Annotated in this window: 24 protein-coding genes; 9 read left to right on the top strand and 15 right to left on the bottom strand. The window is 69.4% G+C overall.

The features are described from left to right. Positions 1 to 18: 18 nt before the first annotated feature. From KCH87_RS39545 to KCH87_RS39535, 3 genes are all read right to left on the bottom strand, one after another. Positions 19 to 2,610: a YfhO family protein gene (locus KCH87_RS39545; RefSeq protein ID WP_374199092.1), complete on the bottom strand. Its 2,592-nt coding sequence runs from the start codon at positions 2,608 to 2,610 to the stop codon at positions 19 to 21. A gap of 217 nt (positions 2,611 to 2,827) precedes the next feature. Then, the gene (locus tag KCH87_RS39540) at positions 2,828 to 4,495 is read right to left on the bottom strand and encodes a serine/threonine-protein kinase (protein ID WP_210592725.1); all 1,668 of its coding nucleotides are present in this window, start codon (positions 4,493 to 4,495) and stop codon (positions 2,828 to 2,830) included. Positions 4,496 to 4,553: 58 nt separating this feature from the next. After that, positions 4,554 to 5,402, bottom strand: coding sequence for a menaquinone biosynthetic enzyme MqnA/MqnD family protein (locus tag KCH87_RS39535; protein ID WP_210592724.1), 849 nt, complete (start codon positions 5,400 to 5,402; stop codon positions 4,554 to 4,556). A 307-nt stretch (positions 5,403 to 5,709) separates the two neighbouring features. Between KCH87_RS39535 and KCH87_RS39530 the strand changes: the two genes are divergently transcribed. After that, a complete protein-coding gene (locus KCH87_RS39530) occupies positions 5,710 to 5,913 on the top strand; it encodes a cold-shock protein (protein WP_003992177.1) in 204 nt (67 codons plus the stop codon). A 91-nt stretch (positions 5,914 to 6,004) separates the two neighbouring features. Here the strand turns inward: KCH87_RS39530 and KCH87_RS39525 are convergent, their stop codons facing one another. Next, a complete protein-coding gene (locus KCH87_RS39525; RefSeq protein WP_210592723.1) occupies positions 6,005 to 6,553 on the bottom strand; it encodes a helix-turn-helix domain-containing protein in 549 nt (182 codons plus the stop codon). Positions 6,554 to 6,634: 81 nt separating this feature from the next. On the opposite strand from KCH87_RS39525, the gene KCH87_RS39520 reads away from it, so the two are divergent. Genes KCH87_RS39520 through KCH87_RS39510 form a run of 3 tightly spaced genes read left to right on the top strand, consistent with a single transcriptional unit; the run spans position 6,635 to position 8,308 of the window. Further along, positions 6,635 to 7,318, top strand: coding sequence for an AzlC family ABC transporter permease (locus KCH87_RS39520; RefSeq protein ID WP_210592722.1), 684 nt, complete (start codon positions 6,635 to 6,637; stop codon positions 7,316 to 7,318). Continuing rightward, positions 7,315 to 7,629: an AzlD domain-containing protein gene (locus KCH87_RS39515; protein ID WP_210592721.1), complete on the top strand. Its 315-nt coding sequence runs from the start codon at positions 7,315 to 7,317 to the stop codon at positions 7,627 to 7,629. Before KCH87_RS39520 ends, KCH87_RS39515 begins: the two co-directional genes overlap by 4 nt. 31 nt (positions 7,630 to 7,660) lie before the next feature. Further along, on the top strand, positions 7,661 to 8,308 hold the full coding sequence (locus KCH87_RS39510; RefSeq protein WP_210592720.1) for a class I SAM-dependent methyltransferase: 648 nt from the start codon (positions 7,661 to 7,663) through the stop codon (positions 8,306 to 8,308). 92 nt (positions 8,309 to 8,400) lie between these two features. Here KCH87_RS39510 and KCH87_RS39505 read toward each other — a convergent pair whose 3' ends face one another. Next, the gene (locus KCH87_RS39505) at positions 8,401 to 9,537 is read right to left on the bottom strand and encodes a sugar ABC transporter substrate-binding protein (RefSeq protein ID WP_210592719.1); all 1,137 of its coding nucleotides are present in this window, start codon (positions 9,535 to 9,537) and stop codon (positions 8,401 to 8,403) included. A gap of 117 nt (positions 9,538 to 9,654) precedes the next feature. Beyond that, positions 9,655 to 10,083 carry an ATP-binding protein gene (locus KCH87_RS39500; protein WP_210592718.1) on the bottom strand — a complete coding sequence of 143 codons (429 nt, stop codon included), beginning with the start codon at positions 10,081 to 10,083 and terminating at the stop codon, positions 9,655 to 9,657. A 123-nt stretch (positions 10,084 to 10,206) separates the two neighbouring features. On the opposite strand from KCH87_RS39500, the gene KCH87_RS39495 reads away from it, so the two are divergent. After that, positions 10,207 to 11,073 carry a Scr1 family TA system antitoxin-like transcriptional regulator gene (locus tag KCH87_RS39495; protein WP_374199091.1) on the top strand — a complete coding sequence of 289 codons (867 nt, stop codon included), beginning with the start codon at positions 10,207 to 10,209 and terminating at the stop codon, positions 11,071 to 11,073. Next, a complete protein-coding gene (locus tag KCH87_RS39490; RefSeq protein WP_210592717.1) occupies positions 11,070 to 11,270 on the top strand; it encodes a DUF397 domain-containing protein in 201 nt (66 codons plus the stop codon). Before KCH87_RS39495 ends, KCH87_RS39490 begins: the two co-directional genes overlap by 4 nt. Here KCH87_RS39490 and KCH87_RS39485 read toward each other — a convergent pair. After that, entirely contained in the window at positions 11,258 to 13,201 is a 1,944-nt protein-coding gene (locus tag KCH87_RS39485) for a long-chain fatty acid--CoA ligase (protein ID WP_210592716.1), read from the bottom strand. The two genes, KCH87_RS39490 and KCH87_RS39485, sit on opposite strands and share 13 nt — an antisense overlap. 367 nt (positions 13,202 to 13,568) lie before the next feature. Here KCH87_RS39485 and KCH87_RS39480 point away from each other — a divergent pair, with 367 nt between their 5' ends. After that, complete coding sequence (locus KCH87_RS39480; RefSeq protein ID WP_210592715.1) at positions 13,569 to 14,399, top strand: MaoC/PaaZ C-terminal domain-containing protein; 831 nt, start codon at positions 13,569 to 13,571, stop codon at positions 14,397 to 14,399. Here KCH87_RS39480 and KCH87_RS39475 read toward each other — a convergent pair. The 6 genes from KCH87_RS39475 to KCH87_RS39450 form a co-directional block, all read right to left on the bottom strand. Further along, on the bottom strand, positions 14,387 to 15,040 hold the full coding sequence (locus KCH87_RS39475) for a TetR/AcrR family transcriptional regulator (RefSeq protein WP_210592714.1): 654 nt from the start codon (positions 15,038 to 15,040) through the stop codon (positions 14,387 to 14,389). The two genes, KCH87_RS39480 and KCH87_RS39475, sit on opposite strands and share 13 nt — an antisense overlap. Before the next feature lie 37 nt (positions 15,041 to 15,077). After that, positions 15,078 to 15,377 carry a DUF4229 domain-containing protein gene (locus KCH87_RS39470; RefSeq protein ID WP_210592713.1) on the bottom strand — a complete coding sequence of 100 codons (300 nt, stop codon included), beginning with the start codon at positions 15,375 to 15,377 and terminating at the stop codon, positions 15,078 to 15,080. Between the two features lie 79 nt (positions 15,378 to 15,456). Beyond that, positions 15,457 to 15,981: a GNAT family N-acetyltransferase gene (locus KCH87_RS39465; protein WP_210592712.1), complete on the bottom strand. Its 525-nt coding sequence runs from the start codon at positions 15,979 to 15,981 to the stop codon at positions 15,457 to 15,459. A gap of 26 nt (positions 15,982 to 16,007) precedes the next feature. Continuing rightward, positions 16,008 to 17,171, bottom strand: a complete 1,164-nt coding sequence (mqnE, locus tag KCH87_RS39460) for an aminofutalosine synthase MqnE (protein ID WP_210592711.1) — start codon at positions 17,169 to 17,171, stop codon at positions 16,008 to 16,010. Positions 17,172 to 17,209: 38 nt separating this feature from the next. Then, positions 17,210 to 17,665, bottom strand: a complete 456-nt coding sequence (locus tag KCH87_RS39455; RefSeq protein WP_210592710.1) for an Lrp/AsnC family transcriptional regulator — start codon at positions 17,663 to 17,665, stop codon at positions 17,210 to 17,212. 109 nt (positions 17,666 to 17,774) lie between these two features. Then, positions 17,775 to 18,431 carry a UbiX family flavin prenyltransferase gene (locus KCH87_RS39450; protein ID WP_210592709.1) on the bottom strand — a complete coding sequence of 219 codons (657 nt, stop codon included), beginning with the start codon at positions 18,429 to 18,431 and terminating at the stop codon, positions 17,775 to 17,777. Between the two features lie 266 nt (positions 18,432 to 18,697). Here KCH87_RS39450 and KCH87_RS39445 point away from each other — a divergent pair, with 266 nt between their 5' ends. Further along, complete coding sequence (locus KCH87_RS39445) at positions 18,698 to 19,237, top strand: rhomboid family intramembrane serine protease (protein WP_247197487.1); 540 nt, start codon at positions 18,698 to 18,700, stop codon at positions 19,235 to 19,237. 255 nt (positions 19,238 to 19,492) lie between these two features. Here the strand turns inward: KCH87_RS39445 and mqnP are convergent, their stop codons facing one another. Beyond that, positions 19,493 to 20,395 carry a menaquinone biosynthesis prenyltransferase MqnP gene (mqnP, locus tag KCH87_RS39440; protein WP_210592708.1) on the bottom strand — a complete coding sequence of 301 codons (903 nt, stop codon included), beginning with the start codon at positions 20,393 to 20,395 and terminating at the stop codon, positions 19,493 to 19,495. Continuing rightward, on the bottom strand, positions 20,392 to 21,843 hold the full coding sequence (locus tag KCH87_RS39435) for a menaquinone biosynthesis decarboxylase (protein WP_210592707.1): 1,452 nt from the start codon (positions 21,841 to 21,843) through the stop codon (positions 20,392 to 20,394). Before KCH87_RS39435 ends, mqnP begins: the two co-directional genes overlap by 4 nt. A gap of 88 nt (positions 21,844 to 21,931) precedes the next feature. Between KCH87_RS39435 and KCH87_RS39430 the strand changes: the two genes are divergently transcribed. Next, complete coding sequence (locus KCH87_RS39430; protein WP_210592706.1) at positions 21,932 to 22,273, top strand: PLD nuclease N-terminal domain-containing protein; 342 nt, start codon at positions 21,932 to 21,934, stop codon at positions 22,271 to 22,273. Positions 22,274 to 22,353: the final 80 nt, after the last annotated feature.

Raw genomic sequence — 22,353 nt, 5'->3', positions numbered from 1 at the left:
TCGGTCAGAGAGCGGTGGTCATGCGCTCGCGTGGTCGTGTGCGCGCCGTCGCCTGACGGCGGCGAAGGTGCCGAGGACGATGAGGGTCAGCAGGGACGCGGCCCCCACTGCTCCGCCCAGTCGCAGGCCCGGTGGGTGGAAAGTGCAGGTGAGGCTGGTCGAGGAGCCGTCCAGGGGCACGGCGATCAGGCCGTAGTACTGCCGTGCGGGTACGGCGTCGGCGTCGCCCGTCGTGCACCGCCACCCGGCGATGCGGGGTGCCGCGACCACCGCGGTTCCCTTGCTGCCGGCGGGGAGTTCGGCACGGATCGTGCCGTCGGAGACGGTCACCTTCGTGGCGCCGGTGGTCCTGAGCCGGTCGACGGCCGCCCGCAGGCGCGCGGTGTCCAGACAGCCGACCGCTCCGTCCGCGACGACGCCCGGCCGGTTCGGGGACAGCTCGATGCGGAGCCGTCCGGAGGCCGGGACCGTGCCGAGCCGCTCCATCGCGGCGATCTTGGTCCCGGGGTCGGACCGGAAGCGCCCGGGGGTGTCCGAGCCGGTGATGCTCGCGGTGCCCGAGAAGCGCGGGGCCCAGAGGTACGCCTCGCTGCCGGCCGGGCAGGTGGTGGTGATCGTCGACCTGGCGGAAGTCTCGACGCGCTTGATGCGGGGCACGGTGTACACCCGGGCGCCCAGCAGCAGTTCCTGATTGCGGTACGCCGACGGACCGAAGGCGGAGACGCCCGCGCCGCCGGACGGCCGTACCGTCACCAGGGGCGGCACCTCCTGCCGGGACACGGTCACCTTGCTGCCGTCCTGCGGGAACCATCCCTGATGCGGGTCCGGCGGGGAGTGCACCCGCGCGCCGACGGAGAAGATCGCGTCCGTGACGGCGTTGTCCAGGCTCTGGATGTTGCGGCCGCGCGAGGTGTAGCCGTCGCCGAGGGCGATGAGCGTGCGGCTGAGGACGTCGGAGGTCAGGCTGCTGTAGTACTGGGCGCCCTGACCGCCCACCATCAGCGGGTCGTTGCCGACGGTCTGCTCCCGGCCCGGGTCGGTCCGGTACCGGGGCCAGCCGTCGGCCTCGGCGATCGCGTCCGCCTGTTGCTGCTGCCGGTCTCCCCAGGGCGCGTAGTCGTCCAGGTGCCCGAAGCGCAGCCGGGTGGCCACCGCGGAGGTGGCGGTGGCCTCGCCGAGCTGCGTGCCCAGGAGCAGGGTCACGGCCAGCCCCGCCATCAGAGCGGGGCGCTTGGCGGGGCGTTGGGCGAGCAGGGCCAGCCCGCCCAGTGCGCCCACGGCGGCGAGCAGCGTGAGCGGCAGGATGAAGGAGCGGTCCGTCAGCGCACTGCCGATCGCGACGGCGATGACCAGCACCAGCAGCCCACCCGCCGCACCCAGCGCACGCAGGCCGGGAGGGCCGTACGACAGCGCATGCCACGCGGCGATCACCAGCAGCCCGCAGAGCACGAAGGTCTGGCGGTACGGGCTGCCGTTCGGGGTGGAGAAGGCGTGCCAGAGAAGGTGGGTCGGGCCCCACTGGAGCGACAGCGCGACGGCGGCCACGAGCAGCGTCCAGCCGTAGCGGACCCGGCGCGGGACCTTTCGGTGGAAGGGCAGGGCGAGGGCGAGCAGCAGCGCTGTCATGCCGACGTACACGGCGGGCGAGCCGAAGCTGTACGTCGTCGGCAGCAGCCGGGCCAGCAGGTCTTCCGTCGGTGCGGGCACGAACGTCCGGACCATGCCGGGGTAGGCGTGCTTGGTGCCGAAGTACACGACCACCACGAGCGGAGCCGCCAGGCCCACGCCGAGTGCGACGGTCAGGGCCGCCCGGCCCGCGGCCGCGAGCTTCTGCCGCACCGGTGAGTCGGCGAGCCAGAGCCGGAGCAGCAGCACCAGACCCACGGCGAGCGTGGCCATGTACGCCGTATAGAAGTTGGCGATCCAGGCGACCGCCACGACCACCACACCGAGAACCCGGCGCCGGTCGTCGAGCGTCCACTCACCGACCAGGCACAGCAGCGGCAGGGCGATGAGGCCGTCGAGCCACATCGTGTTGTAGACGGACGTCGCCAGGGTCCAGCCGCACAAGGCGTACGACGCTCCGAGCAGCCCCGCCACCCACCAGCGGCCGGGGCGCATCCTGAGCAGCAGCCAGGCCATGGCGGCCCCGGCGGACGCCACTTTCAGCAGGGTGATCACATACACCGCGAGGTCGATCTCGTCCCGCGGGAACACCCCCACGAGCAGGGCGAACGGGCTGCTGACGTAGGTACCGAGGTCGGGGAGGAAGCTGGAGCCGTAGCCGGACTGCCAGTTGACGAGGAGACCGCCGTCGGCCCGTCCGTGCAGCAGGTCCCACAGGTGGGCGTGGAAGGGTACGTACTGGTTGCCGAGGTCGTTGACGCTGCGGGTACGGAAGCCGAAGGGGTAGCTGCGGGCAACGATGTCGCCGGCGCACAGGACGGTGACGGTGAGGGCCGCGGCGAGCAGAGCGGCGGTGGGGGCCGGACCGGTGGGCCGGCCCGGCAGGCGGAGGCGGAGCCGTGTCCAGGGACCGTGCGCGGCTCCGGGCGACTGCGGTGCGGGGGTCGCCTGTTGCGTCCGCTCGGGACGGGTGGTCGGGTTCACACCCTGTCCCTGTCCGGTCGGCGGTTTGCGTTCCTGTGAGTAAAGCCACTTCCACTCAGGGAACCGGCCAAGGACAGGCTCGGACTGACCATTCTCGGCAAGCCTCCGGCGAATTGCGGGTGATTCGCCGTCTTAGATGAGCGTGCTTCACGAATGGTTGTCTGACATACGGAACCGTGGGGAGGAATGGACGAAAGATGTCCTGACAGTGCGGCCGTTACTTGATCTTCGACATCCGGGACGTCGGATTCCCCGACTCCGCGCTGTCCGACCGGTAGTTGAGATCGTCCCCGACCGGAGTGATCCGAACCGTCGCCGCGGCCTGACTGCACCCCGAGTGATTGCCCTCCGCCCCCACGGACGTCGCCACGATCTGCTTCTCGGACACGCTCTTCAGGGTCAGTACGTCATTACAGGCCAGGCCGAGCTGATCGGTCTGCCGGAGTCGGCCCAACTCCTCGCCCACGTCCGCCTTGTGGACGGTGAGCCGGAAGGTCCCCATGGGCAGGCTGCCGCCGAGCCCGGTGGCCTGGCCCTCCCAGGTGCCGAGGTAGGCGGCGGGGACGGCGGACCCGCCGGCACCCGGCGACTCGGTCTCGCTCCCGCCGGCCGAAGGGCTGGCCTGGGTGTCCGAACTGCCCCCGTCGCCCTGGCCGTTGCCCGGCAGCAGGTCGAACACGAACACCGACCCGACCGTCACCGCAGCCAGCGCTCCGGCGACCGCGAGAGCCACCGTGCAACTCAGCCGACGCCCACGCCCACCGGCCCCCGGCGCCGACGTCGCCGCGACGGAGACGGAGAGCTTGCCGGGCGGCTGGGCGGCCCCCGGTTCGGCGTCACGCGGCTCAGGCACGGAAGCGTCACGCTGCTCAGGCACCGAAACAGACGGCGGGCTCATGACAGGCGGCGGCCCGAACTCCCCCACCGACGGACTGCCGGAGCCCACCGACGGACTGCTGAACCCCACCGGCCCGGACGGCCGCTCCCCGACCGCGTCAAGATTCAGCAGCTGTACGGCACTACGACTGACCTGCTCGACCAGCGCCCCCGGCAGCCACCCACCCGCGACCAGCCGAGCCGCACCCTCGGGAGCCAACCGCCGCGCCACCTCACCAGGCGCGGGTCTCCCACCCGGGTCCTTCGTCAGACAAGCCGCCGTCAACTCCCGCAAGTCCCCTGTCATGGAACCGAGTTCGGGCTCCTCGTGCACGACCTTGTAGAGCAGCGCCGCCGACGAGTCACCGGGGAACGGCGGCTCGCCCATCGCCGCGTACGCCAGCACCGCCCCCAGCGAGAAGACGTCCGCCGCGCCCGTGACGCTCTTGCCGAGGATCTGCTCGGGCGACATATAGCCGGGCGAGCCGATCGAGACGCCGGTCGACGTGAGGGACGCCGTACCGTCCGTGGCCCGCGCGATCCCGAAGTCGATCAACAGCGGCCCGTCGAGGGTGAGCAGCACGTTCGAGGGCTTCACATCCCGGTGGACCAGGCCCAGTTCGTGCACGGCCGCCAGCGCCTCGGCCAGACCCGCACCCAAGGCCCGTACGGAATGCGGGGGCAACGGACCCACGTCCGCGACCGCCGCGGTCAGCGACGGGCCCGCCGCGTACCCCGTGGCCACCCACGGCACCCGCGCGTCGGGATCGGCGTCCAGCACCGGCGCGGTCCACGCTCCGCCCACCCGGCGCGCGGCCTCGACCTCGCGCCGGAAACGGGCGCGGAACTCCTCGTCGAGCGCGAAGTGCGGGTGCACGATCTTGACCGCGACCGTGCGGCCGCCGGAGCTGCGGCCCAGGTAGACCCGGCCCATGCCGCCGGAGCCGAGCCGGCCGAGCAGCCGGTAGGGACCCACGGCGGTGGGTTCGTCGACGTCGAGCGGTTGCATGGCGCCCCCTTTTCCCCGTACGCCTGCGCCAACCGGGAGCCTATTGGTCCAGACGCTCCTACGGCTGCAACAGATCCACCTTCACGTCCGCCGGGAAGCCGGTCGTCGGACCGACGCGGCGTGCGAACTCGGCGACCGCCTCCAGCTGCGGGCCCCCGAAGCGGAAGTCGAGGGTCGTGAAGTACTGCTCCAGGGTCCGTTCGTCGAAGGCCTCCCAGCGGGCCGCCTGTTCGGCGACCTTGCCGACCTCGTCGAGGGAGAGGTTGCGGGAGGCGAGGAAGGCCTCGTGGACCTGTCGGGTGATGACCGGCTCGCGTTCGAGGTAGTCGCGTCGGGCGGCCCACACCGCGAAGACGAACGGCAGCCCCGTCCACTCCTTCCACAGCGCGCCGAGGTCGTGCACCTCAAGGCCGAACCGCGGCCCGTCGAGCAGGTTGGCGCGCAGGGCGGCGTCCCCGATGAGTACGGCCGCGTCGGCCTCCTGCATCATCAGGCTGAGGTCGGGCGGGCACGTGTAGTACTCGGGCCGTACGCCGTAACGGTCGGCGAGCAGCAACTGGGCGAGGCGGACCGAGGTGCGCGAGGTCGAACCGAGGGCGACCCGGGCCCCGTCCAGCCGGTCCAGCGGGAGCTGCGAGACGATCACGCAGGACATCACGGGTCCGTCGCAGCCGACGGCGATGTCCGGGAAGGCGACCAGGTCGTCGGCGTTGCGCAGGAACTCGACGAGCGTGATGGGCCCGATGTCGAGGTCTCCGCGCACCAGCCGCTCGCTGAGCTTCTCCGGCGTGTCCTTGGTCAGCTCGAAATCGAGGAGGGTGCCGGTTCTCGCGAGCCCCCAGTAAAGGGGCAAGCAGTTCAGGAACTGGATGTGGCCGACGCGCGGCCGGGTGCGAGAAATGTCCACATCGCGAGACTAGACCCCATGAGGTACGGTGCACTCTTCAGGGTGCCCGCGAACCACCACACAGGCCCCGTCAACCTCAAGCCGAGGTCCTCAAACTTCCGAGTGACGTGATCTTGGCCTCTATTGCTTTCGGCTGCCTGCGTGCTAGGCTCGCCGCAAGTTGCAGTTTGGTTTCCCTTGCAGTACAGAGCCTGCGGAGCATGTAACCGCGGGCTCTCGTCGTTTTCAGACGTATGCAGTTGTGCGGCACTGTTTTCACACTTGCAGGTTCTGGAGCAGGGCAACCCTTTGGGCCCAAGGAGGGCTTATGGCTACCGGAACCGTGAAGTGGTTCAACGCCGAAAAGGGCTTTGGTTTCATCGCCCAGGAAGGCGGAGGCCCCGACGTCTTCGTCCACTACTCCGCGATCAACGCGAGCGGATTCCGCTCCCTCGAGGAGAACCAGCAGGTTTCCTTCGACGTGACCCAGGGCCCGAAGGGCCCGCAGGCGGAGAACGTCACCCCCGTCTGATCATTCGGTCCTCGGAGCCTGGTGCTTTGATCCGGAACTGAGAGCAGTACCCAAGGAGCCCCGTGCCGCAAGGCAGCGGGGCTCCTGCCTTTCACATGTGCTGCATGACCAGCACGAACGTGGTCCCGGGCAGCAGTGCCTCATACGAATGGGGCGCATCCCCGCGATACGACATGTAGTCACCGGGCCCGAGATCGACCTCGCCCCCGCGCGGCCCTGCCTTCAGCCGCCCCGAGCTGACGATCAGATGCTCCACGGTCCCCGGAATGTGCGGCTCCGACTCCCGGGCCGCCCCCGGCTCCGCCCACAGGTGGTAGATGTCCCGCCGAACACCGGGCGGACTGGCCGACAGCAGCGTGGCGACATAGTCCGCCCGCTCGGACGCCACGGTCGGTCCCTGCCCGGCTCGGACCACCTGTACGGCCTGCGTCGGCGGCTCGACCAGAGCACTGAACGGCACCCCCAGCGCGACGCCCAGCGCCCACAGCGTCTCCACGCTGGGATTTCCACTGCCCGCCTCCAGCTGGGAAAGCGTGGACTTGGCGATCCCCGCCCGCTTGGCCAGTTCCGACAGTGACAGCCCGGTCCGGGCACGCTCGCGCCGCAGCGAGGCGGCGATCCACGTGAGGGGCTCGCTCATGCGGTTCACTTCCGTCTGTTCGCTCTGCAAGTACGATCGTTCGCCTTGACGAACGATAGCTGACCGTTCATTGTGGAAAACATGCGTTCGCTGATCCGAACACCGATGATGACACCCCTCCTACGCGACAGCGCCCTCGTCTGGCTGGCCAGCGGCGTCGTCGGTGTCTCGTTCGGCGCGATCGCGGTGGCCGGTGGGCTGCCGGTGTGGGTGCCGGTGGTGATGTCGCTGGTCGTCTATGCGGGCTCCGCCCAGTTCAGCGCGGTCGGCGTGCTGCTCGCCGGTGGCGGCCCGGTCGCGGCGGCCGCCACCGGTCTGCTGCTCAACACCCGCACGGTCGCCTTCAGCCTCGCCGTCGCGGAAATCATCGGCCCCGGGCGCCTGGCCCGCCTCCTCGGCGCACACCTCGTCACCGACGAAACGGTCGCCTTCGCCCTCGCCCAGGCGGATCCCGTACGGCGACGTACGGCGTTCTGGGTCTCCGGGATCGGCCTGTTCGTCGTCTGGAACGCGGGCGTGGCGGCCGGGGCGCTCGCCGGGAGCGCGCTCGGCGACACCGGGACGTACGGCCTCGACGCGGCCTTCCCGGCCGTCCTGGTGGCGCTGGTGCTGCCCGCGCTGCGGAAGGACGCGGGGGTACGGCGAGCCGCCGTGCTCGGCGCGGCCCTGGCGCTGGCGGTGACCCCCGTCGTCCCGGCCGGCGTGCCGGTGCTGGCGGCACTCGCCGGGCTGTTCATATACGGACGGAGGCGGGCGGCGATATGAGCGCGACGATCGCGATGATTCTGGCGCTGGCGGTCGGGACGTACGCCTTCCGGCTGGTCGGACCGGTCCTCTACGGACGGGTCGAACTCCCCGCGAGGGTCCAGGAGTTGATGTCGGCAGGCGCGGTCGTCCTGCTCACCGCCCTCCTCGCGACCGGCGCGCTGACCGAGGGCGGGGACTTCGCGGGGTGGGCGCGGCCGGGTGGGGTGCTGGTGGCGGGGGTGCTGGCTTGGCTGAGGGCGCCGTTCGTGGTGGTCGTGCTCGGCGCGGCGGGCACGACGGCGGTGCTGCGGGCGGCGGGAGTGGGGTGAGTGTCAGTGGGGGTCGATAGGGTCCGCGACCATGACCGAAGCCGAATTCCTCACCGCCACCCGCACCTTCTACGACGCCATCGCCGAGGACTACGCCGACCTCTTCCACAACGAGCTCGCCATCAAGCCGCTGGACCGGGCGGTGTTCGCCGGGTTCGCGGAGCTGGTGGGGACGGGCGGTCGCGTGGCCGACCTGGGCTGCGGACCCGGGCGGGTGACGGGGCATCTGGCCAAGCTGGGGCTGGATGTGTTCGGGCTCGACCTGTCGGAGTCGATGCTCGCGATCGCCCGGCGGGAGAATCCCGGGCTGCGGTTCGAGCAGGGCTCCATGCTGGAGCTGGACCTTCCCGACGGTTCGCTCGCGGGGGCGGTGTCCTGGTACTCCTCCATCCACACCCCTGTGGACGAACTCCCCTCCCTGTTCGCCGAGTTCCGCCGCGTCCTGGCACCCGGCGGCCACCTCCTGATCGCCTTCCAGATCGGCGACGAGCCCCGCCGCCACGACCGGCCCTTCGGGCACGAGGTGGTGCTGGACTTCCAGCGGCGACAGCCGGACCGGATCGACGGACTGCTCCGGGCCACCGGCTTCGCACCCGTCATGCGGATGGTGCGCGAACCCGCCCCGAACGAGACAACCCGACAGGCAAGCCTGATCGTCCACAAACCCGCCGAGCGGTAGCGCCCCAAAGGGGCGCGGGGAACTGCGCGACTAGCCACGACGGGCCCGCAGACGCCAGGCGGCCATTCGCGGCAGCCTCAAGGGCGGGCCGACTACTTCAGGCCGATGGCCTCGCAGTCCGCCTGGTACGCCGAAGTGCAGATCTGCTTGACGGTGTAGACGCCGTCCTCGATCACCGTCTCCTCGATGTTGCCCTTCGTGACGGCGACCACGGGCACCAGCTGCGCGGGGATGTCCTTCTGCGTCGGGCTGTCGACCGAGTCCTGGGTCAGTGAGTCGAACTGGATCGAGCGCCCCTGGACCCTGTACACGGCCATCTTCGCGGCGTTGGTCGCCTCCAGCTGGAACGGCTTGTACACGGTCATGAACTGCTCACCGGAGACGATCCGTTGCACCGCGTCCAGATTGGCGTCCTGCCCGGTCACCGGCGGAACACTGGTGGCGCCCGCGTCCTCCAGGGCCTCGATGACGGCGCCCGCCATGCCGTCGTTCGCGGAGTAGACGGCGGCGATGTTGTTCAGCCCGACGGCCTCGATCGCCTTCTTCATGTTCGCCCTGGCGACTTCGGGCGACCACTTGTCGGTGTCGTACTGCTTGACGATCTCGACCCTGCCGTTGAGCTCGTCGAGTGCGCCCTTCTTGAACCGCGCCGTGTTCGGATCGTCGGGATCGCCGTTCATCATGACGACCTTGCCGGACGCGGCCTTGGAACCGAGCTGGTCCACGAGGGTGCGGCCCTGCACCTCGCCGACTTGTTCGTTGTCGTGGGAGACGTACGCGTCGATGGGCCCCTCCGCGAGCCGGTCGTAGGCGATGACGGGAATCTCCGCGTCCTTGGCCTTCTGCACGTCCGACGCGATGGACTTGGCGTCCAGCGCGTCGACCAGGATCACGTCCACCTCGTCGTCGATCATCCGCTGGAACTGCCGGCTCTGCTCGTCCACGCTCGCCTCGGCGTTCGCGTAGACGACCTTGCCCTTGTTGTTGGTGAGGGTGGCGACTTCCTTCTTGATGAGCGGGTAGTCGAACTTCTCAAAACGTGCCGTGTCCTTGTCGGGCAGGAGGAGACCGACCGTGATGTCGTCGCCCTTCTCCGGGGACGCGGAGCTGTCGCCGCCCCCGATCCCCTCGACGACACCGCAAGCGGTGAGCGAAAAGGCCGAGGCCGAGGCGGCGAGGGCTATGACAACACGACGTGCGGCTGACGTGTGGGGGGAACTAGCGTTCACTGCTGGCGCCTTCCGAGCGGACGAGCGACATTGCTAACCCGAGTGGCGGTAGCAAACGCGGAGAGGGCATGTCACGTCAAGCTGTTGTCGTAACGAGACAGCAACCGTTTTCCGTGATCACTGCTCGGGTTCCTTGAGCGCGAGCTCCGCCCATACCGTCTTGCCGACGCCCCGCTCGGCTACACCCCAGGTGAGAGCGAGGAGAGAGACCAGGATCAGGCCTCGACCGCTCTCGCCCTCCGGTTCATTGACGAACCGGAGTTGCCGGTCGCCTCTCGCGTCACTCACCTCGATACGCAGAGTGCCCTCCGGGAGGAGCAGCAGGCGCAGCTCGAAGTCCCGCCCGGGAACACGGCCATGGGTCACGGCATTTGCGGCGAGCTCGGCGACGAGTTGCTGGGCGGTGCGGTTGACCTCGCTGTCGTACGGGTGCCCCCAGGCCGTGAGTTGCAGGGCGGTGAGGCGTCTGGCGAGGCGGGCGCCTCGGGGGGTGGCGCTCAGGCGCTGCGTGAGGACGGTCGCGGGGGTGGAGATTTCGGCTTTCACATCACTGAGCGTGGTCGGTTGTATCTACGCTGACCAGGGGCGACGGAGCGACTCTGCGTAGCTGTACGGCTGCGAGGGGTACGGAGTCGGGCGGTCGGCCGTGACCACGACGACGTGAGGGCGGTGACGCGTGTGACGGACGAGCGGAGGCCGGAGACTCCGGCGGAGGCCGAGGGGACGACCGAACTCTTCAGCGCGCTGGGCAAGATGATTCGGCTGCTGCGGGAGCGGAAGGGGTGGACGCAGAAGGAGTTCGGACAGAAGGTCGGGTACGGGCCGGACCAGATCGGCGCGATGGAGCGGGGGGTGCGGGTCACTCGGCCGGAGTTCCTGGAGAAGGCGGATGAACTGCTGGATGCGGGTGGGTTGTTGAAGGAGGCGATTCCTGACGTCAAGAAGGCGATGGCCAAGACTCGGACGCGGCACCCGGAGTGGTATCGCGGCTATGCGGTGCTGGAGGCCGAAGCCACGGCTCTGCACGTGTACAGCAACCAGTTGGTGCCGGGACTGCTGCAGACCGGGGACTACGCGGGAGCCGTGTTCACCCAGTGGCGTCCGCTTCTGCACGAGCTGGCCATCGAAAAACGTGTGGCGGACCGCATCGCTCGGCAGCGGATCCTCGAGAACGGGCCGTCGCCGACGTTCAGCTTCGTGCTCGACGAGAGCGTGCTGCTGCGGCCCGTCGGCGGGCGGGACGTGCACGCCGCACAGTTGGAGTACCTGCTGCGGCTCGGGAGCCTGCGAACCGTTGCCCTCCAGGTGATGCCCATGGATCGCGAGGAACAACCCAGCATGGATGGCCCGTTCAACCTGCTGACAGTCCGGAGGGGGGAGCAGGTAGCGTACGTGGAGATCCATACGTATCCACGACTGATCACCGACGTGGAAGAAGTGCGCGTTCTGAACGAGCGCTACGGACTCCTTCAGGCACATGCCCTCAGGCCCAACGAGTCACTGGACCTGATCGAGAGACTGCGGGGACGGCTATGAACGCTGAAGAACTCACCTGGTTCAAGAGCAGCTATAGCAGCGGCGGGGGCGGCGAATGCCTAGAGGTCGCCCCCTGCCCCCACACCATCCACATCCGCGACTCCAAGCACCCGGAGGGAGACGGTCCCCGACTCGCCGTCTCGCCCACCGTCTGGGCCGACTTCCTCACGTACGCCCCCACCACCTACCTCGCGTAGAGCCCCTCGATCTCCTGCGAGAAGTCCCGCATGACCGCATCGCGCCGGAGCTTCATGGAAGGGGTCAGGTGGCCGGAGAACTCCGTGAAGTCCTGGGGCAGAATCGCGAAGCGGCGGATCGACTCGGGGCGGGAGACCAGCTTGTTCGCCTCGTCCACCGCGCGCTGGAGGATGGCGATCAACTCGTCGTCGTTGACGAGGAGTTCCGCGGGGACGGGGTGCTTGCCGTTCATCTGGCGCCAGTGGGTGATGCCGTCGAGGTCGAGGGTGATCAGCGCGGAGACGTAGGGGCGGCCGTCGCCCAGGACGATGCACTGGGAGATCAGGGGGTGGGAGCGGAGCCAGTTCTCCAGGGGGGCGGGGGCCACGCTCTTGCCGCCCGCGGTGATGAGGAGCTCCTTCTTGCGGCCGGTGATGGTCAGGTAGCCCTCGTCGTCCAGGACGCCGATGTCCCCCGTCGCCAGCCAGCCGTCGGGGGCGGCGGGGACGACACCGCCGGCCTGCGGGTCCCAGTAGCCGCGCAGTACCTGATCGCCGGCCAGCAGGATCTCCCCGTCCGCCGCGATCCGGACCTTCGTGCCGGGGAGCGGCCAGCCGACCGTGCCCAGGCGGGGTTTGAGCGGGGGCGTGATGGTCGCCGCGCCGGTGACCTCGGTCAGGCCGTAGCCCTCGTAGATCTCGATGCCCGCGCCGGCGTAGAACGCGGCCAGCCGCCTGCCCAGCGGTGAGCCGCCGCAGATCGCGTACCGGACGCGTCCGCCCATGGCGTTGCGGATACGGCGGTAGACCAGAGGGTCGTAGAAGGTGCGCGCGGCTTTCAGGGCCCGGTTCGGGCCCGAGCCCGACCTCGCCTGTTTCGCCTCCGTCGCCTCGCCGTACTTGATGGCCACGTTCGCCGCGCGGTCGAAGGATGAGACCCGGCCGCCGGATTCCGCACGGGCCCGCGCGCTGTTGAAGATCTTCTCCAGCATGTACGGGATGGCCAGCAGACAGGTCGGCTTGAAGCTCGCCAGATCCGGCAGCAGTTCGTCCGGTTTCAGGCTCGGCGCATGGCCCAGCCGTACTCTCGCCCGGACGCAGGCGATCGCCACCATGCGGCCGAAGACATGCGACATCGGCAGGAACAGCAGCACCGACGGCTCTTCGCTCGTCCTCGACTTGAAGATCGGGTAGAGGAGTTCGATCGCGTTGTCGACCTCGGCGAAGAAGTTGCCGTGGGTGAGCGCGCAGCCCTTGGGGCGGCCGGTCGTGCCCGAGGTGTAGATGAGGGTGGCGAGGGTGTCGGGGACCAGCATCCCGCGGCGTACGTCCACTTCCTGGTCCGGCACCCGCTCGCCCAGCTCCGCCAGCCGGTCCACATGGCCCTTCTCGATGACCCACATATGACGCAGGTCGGGCAGGCGTTCGCGCTCGGGGCCGAGGGCGGAGGCCTGTCCGACGGTTTCGGTGACCAGGGCGACCGCGCCGGAGTCCTGGAGGATCCAGCGGACCTGGAAGACGGAGGAGGTGGGGTAGACGGGGACGGTCACCAGGCCGGCCGCCCAGGCGGCGAAGTCGAGGAGCGTCCACTCGTACGTCGTACGCGCCATGATGGCGACCCGGTCGCCGGGGACCAGTCCCTCGGCAATCAGCCCTTTGGCCACCGCGTGCACCTGCGCGGCGAACTCGGCCGCCGTCACGTCCGTCCAGCTGCCGTCCGCCGTCTTGCGGCTGAGGACCACCTGTCCCGGTGCCGCCTCCTCGTTGTCGAACGGCAGGTCGGCGAGCGAGCCGTGCGCGGCCGGCGCGACCAGCGGAGGGATGGACACCTCCCGGACCACCCCGTCGAGCCGGCGTATCTCCGGTGCCCTGAGGACCGGCTCGCCGTCGTAGTCGAGGTCGATGCCGAAGTCGGGGGTGTAGCCGGACGATGACGCTTGCGGGATCGACATGGCAGCTCCTGGGGCGTGCAGCTCGTACCGCTCTGCTGCATGAGGTACGCGCAGCGCGTACTGCGGCGTTCACCAGCGGGTGTGCGGCCACGCGTGTTACCGCTGGTTAGGTGGGAGATCGTACGGTGCCCAGGTGTGGAGTTGGTGCGGGTTACGGGGTGGTACAGGGCCGGGGATGTGCAACCTCGGCGGTCACCGAGGCCCCTGCCGAAACGAGGTCAACTTACCCAATCTACCTGGCCGTTGACGGCCTCCCAAGGTGAGAAATCCTCACCTCCGACGCCCTCCGAGCGTACTCCTCGACCTAGCCTTACCTGCGGTAACCTTACTTCCGAGTAAGCGGAGACCTTCACGTGGGGAGTTGGACATGGCCGTCCTGACCGATGCGCCCGCCCTCGCGCCGTTGCTCGCCCGCGGCGCGCTCCTCTCCCCCTTCAAGCGGCCCCGCCCCGACGCCGACTTCCCCCGCACCCGGCTCGTCCTGCCCGGCGTGCGCGTCGACCTCGCCCGGCTGGCCGCGTACGAGCGCGTGTGCGGGTTCGCCACCGGGGACGACGCGCTGCCGGTGACTTACCCGTATGTGCTGGGCTTTCCGCTGGCCATGCGGCTGATGAGCGGACGGGGCTTTCCACTGCCGCTGCTGGGACTGGTCCACACGTCGATCGAGATCACGCAGCGGCGGGCTCTGGCGGCGACCGAGGAGTACGAAGTGACGGTCTACGTCGACGGACTGGCGCCGCATCGACGGGGCACGGAGGCCGCGGTCGTCACGGAGGTGCGGGCGGCCGGGGACGTCGTATGGGAGTCGAGGAGCACGTATCTCGCCCGGCACCGGACGGACGGCCGTATGGACCGGGCGCCGCAGGAAGGGCCGGGGCCGCTGCCCGACATCGCCGAATGGCGGCTCGGTGAGGACATCGGGCGGCGGTACGCGGCCGCGTCCGGGGACCGCAACCCGATCCATCTCCATCCCCTGACCGCCCGGCTGTTCGGCTTCCGGCGGGCCATCGCGCACGGGATGTGGACGGTGGCGCGGTGTCTGGCGGCGCACGGGGTTCCCGAACGGGCGCTGGTGCGCGCCGAGTTCAGGGCGCCGGTGCTGTTGCCGGGGACGGTGACATACGCGGCGCGCGGAGAGCGGTTCGAGTTGCGGGGCGGCGACCGGACGCACGTCAGCGGCGGGGTCTACCCTGTCTGACCCTCCGGCGGTGACCAGGGTCGGCCCTCCGTCAGATCGCCCAGGCCCGCCCAGGCGAAGTTCATCAGGGTCGCGGCGGCCTGACGGGCGGTCACGCCGGGGGTCGCGTTCGCCCAGGCGGCGAGCGACTCGGCGGCGCCGACCAGGGCCTCCGCGAGACCGGCGACCTCACGCTCGGGCAGATCGGGGTCGCGGTGCGCCTCGCGGGCGCCGGCCAGGATCAACTGGGTCACGAACGCGACGATCTCCTCGCGCATCGCGGTGACCTCGGCGGCGAACCGCTCACCGTGCGTACGGGCCTGGAGGTGCAGCACCGACCAGCCGTCCGGGTTCCGCGCGGTGTGCGTGAAGAACGCCCGCAGCCCTGCCCAGAGTTGGCGGTCCGCGGGGAGGCCCGGGTCGACGCCCTTGCGCACCGCTTCGGTCAGAGCGGTCGCCTCCCGGCGGATGCACGCCGTGAAGAGGTCGTCCTTCGAGTTGAGGTACAGATAGACCAACGGCTTGGAGACGCCCGCGAGTTCGGCTATCTCATCCATCGACGCGGCCATGTATCCACGCTGGCCGAAGGTCTGTACGGCGGCGTCGAGCATCTGCTGCTCACGTACGGCACGCGGCATCCGCTTGGTCTTCACGACACCCATGAGGGTCAGCCTACGGTTCGCAGGCCGCGGCAGAGCCCTAAGAAGCGTGCCCCTGTGCGCGGGAGGTGTCGTCCGCCACGTCCTCCTGGGAGCGGTTGGCGTCCAGGTTGGCCTTCACCCGGTCCACCTTCTGGACGATCTTCACCGACGCCCGGTCCCGCTCCTTGCGCAGGAGAACGAAGCTGAGCGGGGCGGAGAGCACGAGCGCGAGGAGGACGACCCACATGCCGTTCGAGGCGCCGAGGCCGCGCGGGGCGAGGCCGGAGTAGACGAGGCCCCAGACGACCACGAAGCAGCCCGCGAAGATCCCGAGGCGCATCAGTGTGTAGCGGAGCATCTCAATCCACTCTTCCGTAACGAACAGTCCCGTCCAGTGAAGCACGCGCCGCATCCGATCTTGGAGGGGGGTGCGTGGCTCACCTCAGCGACAGCAGCATGAGGATGTCGTCGCGGTCGTCCCCGGGAGCGACGCGGATCGCGCCCGGCACCCGGCCGACCTCCTTGTAGCCGCAGGAGCCGTAGAACCGCTCCAGGCCGTTGCCGCCGCGGCAGGTCAGCCGGATCGCCTCGACGCCGTCGAAGCCGCGGGCCGCGTCCTCGGCGGCGGCGAGGAGGTCCCGCCCGTACCCCTTGCCCTGGTGCCGGGGGTGCACCATCACCGTGTACAGCCACAGCCAGTGCGTCATCAGCCGGTGGGTGTTGAAGGCGAGGAAGGCCGCGGCGGCGACCTGCCCGGTGTCGTCGTGCCCGACGAGCAGCCGGGTCCGCCCCTCGGCCATGGCCACGAGGTGCTTCACCAGCTCCGGACGTATCGCTTCCCGCGTCACCGGCGGCACGAAGCCGACGGATCCGCCCGCGTTGGAGACATCGGTCCACAGGTCGAGGACCCCGTCGCGCAGGGCGGGGTCCACGGCGGGGTCGAGAGTGAAAGTAAGGGACACGGACCGATCGTACCTATTACGGCGGGTCAGACCCGCATCGGCTGCGGCGACTCCCGGCGCTCCGGGTCCGGACCCTCGTACTCCCGGATGATCTCGTACCGCGTGTTGCGCTCCACCGGACGGAAGCCGGCGTCCGTGATGAGGTCCAGCAGGTCCTCGCGGGTCAGCTTGTTCGGCGTGCCGTAGTTGTCCGCGTCGTGTGTGATCTTGTACTCGACGACCGAGCCGTCCATGTCGTCGGCGCCGTGCTGGAGGGCCAGTTGGGCGGTCTGGACGCCGTGCATGACCCAGAAGACCTTGACGTGGGGGACGTTGTCGAAGAGGAGGCGCGAGACCGCGAAGGTCTTGAGGGCCTCGGCACCCGTGGCCATCTGCGTACGCGCCTGAAGGCGATTACGCACCTTGCCGTCCTTCATGTCCACGAAGTCGTGCTGGTAGCGCAGCGGGATGAAGACCTGGAAGCCGTTCGTCTCGTCCTGGAGCTCACGCAGGCGCAGGACGTGATCGACCCTGTGCCGCGGCTCCTCGATGTGGCCGTACAGCATGGTGCACGGGGTCTTCAGACCCTTCTCGTGCGCCAGGCGGTGAATGCGGGACCAGTCCTCCCAGTGGGTGCGGTGGTCCACGATGTGCTGGCGCACCTCCCAGTCGAAGATCTCCGCGCCACCGCCGGTGAGGGACTCCAGCCCGGCGTCGATCAGCTCGTCCAGGATCTCGCTCGCGCTCAGCCCGGAGATCGTCTCGAAGTGGTGGATCTCCGTCGCCGTGAACGCCTTCAGCGACACGTTCGGGAGGGCGGCCTTCAGCTCGCGCAGGGAGCGGGGGTAGTACCGCCACGGGAGATTGGGATGAAGCCCGTTGACGATGTGCAGCTCGGTGAGGTTCTCGCCCTCCATCGCCTTGGCGAGCTTCACCGCCTCCTCGATGCGCATCGTGTACGCGTCCTTCTCGCCCGGCTTGCGCTGGAAGGAGCAGTAGGCGCAGGAGGCCGTGCAGACGTTGGTCATGTTGAGGTGACGGTTGACGTTGAAGTGCACGACGTCGCCGTTCTTGCGGGTCCGCACCTCGTGCGCGAGACCGCCCAGCCAGGCCAGGTCGTCCGACTCGTACAGCGCGATGCCGTCCTCGCGGGTCAGCCGCTCACCGGCCCTGACCTTCTGCTCCAGCTCGCGCTTGAGCCCGACGTCCATGCTCACACCTTTCTCCGACAACCTGTCCAACCGTACGTCTACGCTTCCTCGGGCAGTTCCCCGACCCGGTTCTCCCACTTCGTGGAGAGCACGATCGTGGTGCGGGTCCGGGAGACGCCCTTGGTGCCGCTGAGCCGGCGGATGATCTTCTCCAGACCGTCGACGTCCGCGGCGCGCACCTTCAGCATGTAGGAGTCCTCGCCCGCGATGAACCAGCAGTCCTCGATCTCGGAGAGGTCCTTCAGCCGTTGCGCCACGTCCTCGTGGTCGGTGGCGTCGGAGAGCGAGATGCCGATCAGGGCGGTGACGCCGAGGCCGAGCGAGGCGGCGTCGACGGTGGCGCGGTAGCCGGTGATGACGCCGGCCGCCTCCAGCCGGTTGATGCGGTCGGTGACGCTGGGTCCCGACAGGCCGACGAGGCGCCCCAGCTCCGCGTACGAGGCCCGGCCGTTCTCTCTCAGGGCCTGGATGAGCTGCCTGTCCACCGCGTCCATGCGATTCGAAGCCTTCCGCTGATTCCGCCGATTCCGACGATTCCGATGTTCTGGTGTGCTGAGTGGCTCAGGTGGCGCCTCAAGTGGTGCCGCCTCAAGTGGTGCCGCCTCAAGTGGTGCCGGCCCCGCCGCCGAGTTCGCCCGTCCAGCGGCGGTAGAGGTCGTGCTCGGCACCCGCCGCGTCCAGGACCCGGCCGGCCACGAAGTCCACCAGGTCCTGGATGTGCGTGGCCCCCGCGTAGAAGGCGGGCGAGGCGGGCACCACGGTCGCGCCCGCGTCGTCCAGTGTCACCAGGTGGCGCAGGGTCTGCCCGTTCAGGGGTGTCTCGCGTACGGCGACGACGAGCTTGCGGCGCTCTTTCAGGGTCACGCTCGCCGCTCGCTGCAACAGGTCCTTGGACAGCCCGAGCGCGACGCCCGCGACGCAGGCGGTGGAGGCGGGCACGATCAGCATCCCCTTGGTGGGGTACGACCCCGAGGACGGGCCCGCGGCCAGGTCACCCGGAGCCCAGTGCCGTACGCCCGTGACGTCCACGTCCACGTCGAAGGAGTCCGGCTTGCCGTCGGCCCCCCGCGACAGCCATTCCCGCAGGTCCTCCCGCCAGTGCGCGTCCCGGAAGGAGATGCCGGTCTCATCGAGCAGCGTGAGCCGGGAGGCCCGGCTGACGACCAGGTCGACGCCCTCCCCGGCGGCCAGCAGCGCGCGCAGCACGGCAGCGGCATACGGGGTGCCGGAGGCACCGGACACCCCTACGATCCAAGGCACACGCCCCGTCTCTCCTGGCTTGACTCGGTTCACAACCCCGAGCCTATCCGGCTTCACGGGGTGGGAACCGGCCGAGGGTGCGGGCCGTTGCCATGAGTGACGGGCTAGGACTGCTAGGGCTGGGGGACGCCATGGCGGATATGGGTGCGGGCTCCGGCTGGAGGGCGGGAGCGAGGCAGCGTGCCGCGGCGGCGAAAGCGGGTGTCGGCGCGGGTGCGGGCCCGGTGTTGGCGCGCGGCGACCGTGCGAAGACCGCGGCCAAGCTGATGGTGGGCTGGGTGGCCCTGCTGTGGCTGCTCGAAGTGGTCGACGTGGTCAGCGGCCATGCGCTGGACGGCCTGGGCATCACCCCGCGCGAACCGTCCGAGCTGGTCGACATCGTGCCCGCCGCCTTCCTCCACTTCGGCTTCGCCCATGTCGCCGCCAACAGCGTGCCGCTGCTGATCCTCGGCTTCCTCGCGGCCCTCGGCGGCCTACGCCGGTTCGCGATGGTCTGCGCGCTGATCATCGTCGCGGACGGACTGGGTGTGTGGCTCATATCCCCGGCGCACAGCAACACCGCGGGCGCCTCCGGCCTGATCTTCGGCCTCTTCGGCTTCCTGCTGGTGACCGGCTTCGTGGAGCGCCGGCCACTCGGCATCCTCGTCGGCCTGCTCATCGCCGCGGTCTGGGGCGGCTCGATCCTGGCCGGCCTCGCACCGACCCAGACCAGCGTCAGCTGGCAGGGCCACCTGATCGGCCTGGTGTCGGGCGTCGTGGCGGCGTATCTGTTCCGCCGCCCGGCAATAGGTCCGCGCGCCGCGTAGGCGGGGACTGGCGAATCCCGGTGCACCACAGCCCGCCGCACAGGCGGGGACTGGCGAATCCCGGTGCACCACAGCGCCCCGCAAGGGGCGCGGGGAACTGCGCGACCAGCCACAACGGCGCCGCAGCCGACCGACAACAGACCGCCGCACCTCCCACGGCCACCAAACCCACCCCGGTTCCGCAACGCCCCCAGGGGCGCGGGGAACTGCGCGACCAGCCACAACGGCGCCGCAGCCGACCGACAACAGACCGCCCTAGACGGTAAGTCCCCGCACCAGCAGATCCATCAGCGCACACACGAACAGGGCAATCCCAATGAACCCGTTGACGCTGAAGAACGCCCTGTTCAGGCGGGACAGGTCGTGCGGGCGGACGATGTTGTGCTCGTACACAAACGCGGCCGCGACGATCAGCAGACCGAACCAGAAGAAGGCGCCGGCGCCGGTGTCCAGGGCGTACCAGACGAACAGCGCCGTCGTGATCGCGTGGCAGACGCGCGCGCCCCAGATCGCGGCCGGAATCCCGAAGCGCGCCGGAACCGACATGACACCGACCTCACGGTCGGTCTCGACGTCCTGGCAGGCGTAGATCAGATCGAAGCCGCCGATCCAGATACCGACGGCGAGCCCCAGGATCACCGCGTCCCAGGACCACTCACCGGTGATCGCCAGCCAGCCCCCGACCGGCCCCATCGCCTGGGCGAGACCGAGGATGGCCTGCGGGAAGTTCGTGAACCGCTTGCCGTAGGGATAGATCACCATCGGGATGACGGCGACCGGGGCGAGGGCGAGGCAGAGGGGGTTGAGGAGCGCCGCGGAGCCCAGGAAGATCACTACGGCGATCAGCGCGCCGGTCCAGGCGTGCTTCACCGACATCGCACCGGTGACCAGCTCACGGTGTGCAGTCCGCGGATTGCGGGCGTCGATCTCGCGGTCGATGATCCGGTTCACGGCCATCGCGAAGGTGCGCAGACCCACCATGCAGACGGTGACCAGCAGCAGCCGGCCCCAGTGGATGTTCCGGTCCCACTGGAACATCGCGGTCAGCGCCGCGATGTAGGCGAAGGGCAGGGCGAAGACCGAGTGCTCGATCATCACCAGACGCAGGAACGCCTTGGTGCGTCCCGGCTGCGGGATCGCGGCGGATGCCGAACTCAAAGCCCGTACTCCTTCCACCGGCGGTCGACCGTCGCCGCCGTCTCCGGATCGGACAGCACCATGTCGGGCCAGCCGCCGTCTCGCGTGTAGCCCTCCTCGGGCCACTTCTTCGTTGCGTCGATGCCCGCCTTGCCGCCCCAGAACTGCTGGTAGGAGGCGTGGTCGAGATGGTCGACCGGACCTTCCACGACGGTGAGGTCGCGGGAGTAGTCCGTGTTGCCGAGTGCCCGCCAGGCGACCTCGTGCAGATCGTGGACGTCACAGTCGGAGTCGACGACCACGATCAGCTTGGTGAGGGACATCATGTGCGCACCCCATACAGCGTGCATCACCTTTTGGGCGTGCTTGGGGTACTTCTTGTCGACCGAGACGATCGCGCAGTTGTGGAAACCCCCGGCTTCCGGCAGGTGGTAGTCCACGATGTCCGGGACGATGATCTTCAGCAGCGGGAGGAAGAAGCGTTCCGTTGCACGGCCCAGCGGTCCGTCCTCCGTCGGGGGGCGGCCTACGACGATCGACTGTAGGAGCGGCCGCTTCCGCATCGTCACACAGTCGATCTTCAGCGCGGGGAAGGGCTCCTGCGGGGTGTAGAAGCCGGTGTGATCGCCGAAGGGCCCCTCGGGCAGCATCTCGCCGGGCTCCAGCCAGCCCTCGATGACGACCTCCGCCTGCGCCGGAACTTGCAGCGGCACGGTCTTGCAGTCGACCATCTCGATCCGCTTGCCCGCGATGAACCCGGCGAACAGGTACTCGTCGATGTCGCCGGGGAGCGGGGCGGTGGAGGCGTAGGTCACGGCCGGCGGGCAGCCGAAGGCGATGGCGACCGGCAGGCGCTCACCGCGCCGGGCAGCGACCTGGTAGTGGTTCCGGCTGTCCTTGTGGATCTGCCAGTGCATGCCGATGGTGCGCTTGTCGTGGCGCTGGAGGCGGTAGAGCCCGAGGTTGCGGATGCCGGACTCGGGGTCCTTGGTGTGGGTGAGCCCCAGGTTGAAGAAGGAGCCGCCGTCCTTGGGCCAGGTGAAGAGGGCGGGCAGGTCGTCGAGGTCGACCTCGTCGCCGTACAAGGTGACTTCCTGGACGGGTGCGTCCTTCACCTTCTTCGGCGGTACGTGCGTCATCGCGCCGAGTTTCCCGAAGGCCTCGCGCACGCCGACGAAGCCGTGCGGCAGCTCGGGGCGCAGCAGGCCGCCGATCTTCTCGGAGATCGCGCCGTACGACTTCAGGCCCAGGGCCTTCAGCAGGCGCCGGTCGGTTCCGAAGACGTTCATGGCGAGCGGCATGCTCGAACCACGTACGTTCTCGAAGAGCAGCGCCGGGCCGCCCGCCTTCTGGACCCGGTCGACGATCTCCCCGACCTCCAGATACGGGTCGACCTCGGCCTTGATGCGCTTGAGGTCACCCTCGCGCTCCAGCGCCCTGAGCAGGGAGCGAAGATCGTCGTAAGCCATGTGTCCCAGTATCGGCCACGGGCTACCCTGGCCCCGTCACCGGGGCCGTCCCGAGCCCCTCGCCGTCTCTTGGGGGATCGCCGCGTTCATGCTCAGGTATCTGCCCCTTCTGCTGGTCCTGGCCCTGTGGATCTACGCCTTCATCGACTGCCTGAACACCCCGGAGAACGAGGTGAAGGGGCTGCCGAAGGTGGCGTGGGTGTTCATCATCCTGCTCTTCGGCGAGGTGCTGGTCGGCCCGGTCGCCTGGTTCGTGGCGGGCAAGGTCCGCAGGACCCCATCGAGCGGCATCACGCCCTTCTCCCCGGGCCGCCGTACGAAATTCGTCGCGCCCGACGACAACCCCGACTTCCTCAAGTCCCTCAAGGACGAGAAGGAACAGGAAGAGGAGGAGGACAAGAAGCGCGGCGACGACCCCAAGGGCGACTGACACGCTGCGCGACCCACAGGCTGCGCGACTGACAGGCTGTACGCCTCCGAGCCCCCCGAAGCGGACAATGCGCCCCTGGG

This window comes from Streptomyces sp. GESEQ-35, from assembly GCF_017948485.1.
Classification (GTDB): domain Bacteria; phylum Actinomycetota; class Actinomycetes; order Streptomycetales; family Streptomycetaceae; genus Streptomyces.
The sequence above is the reverse complement of the archived record's forward strand: the minus strand, read 5'-3'. Positions and strand labels throughout refer to the sequence as shown.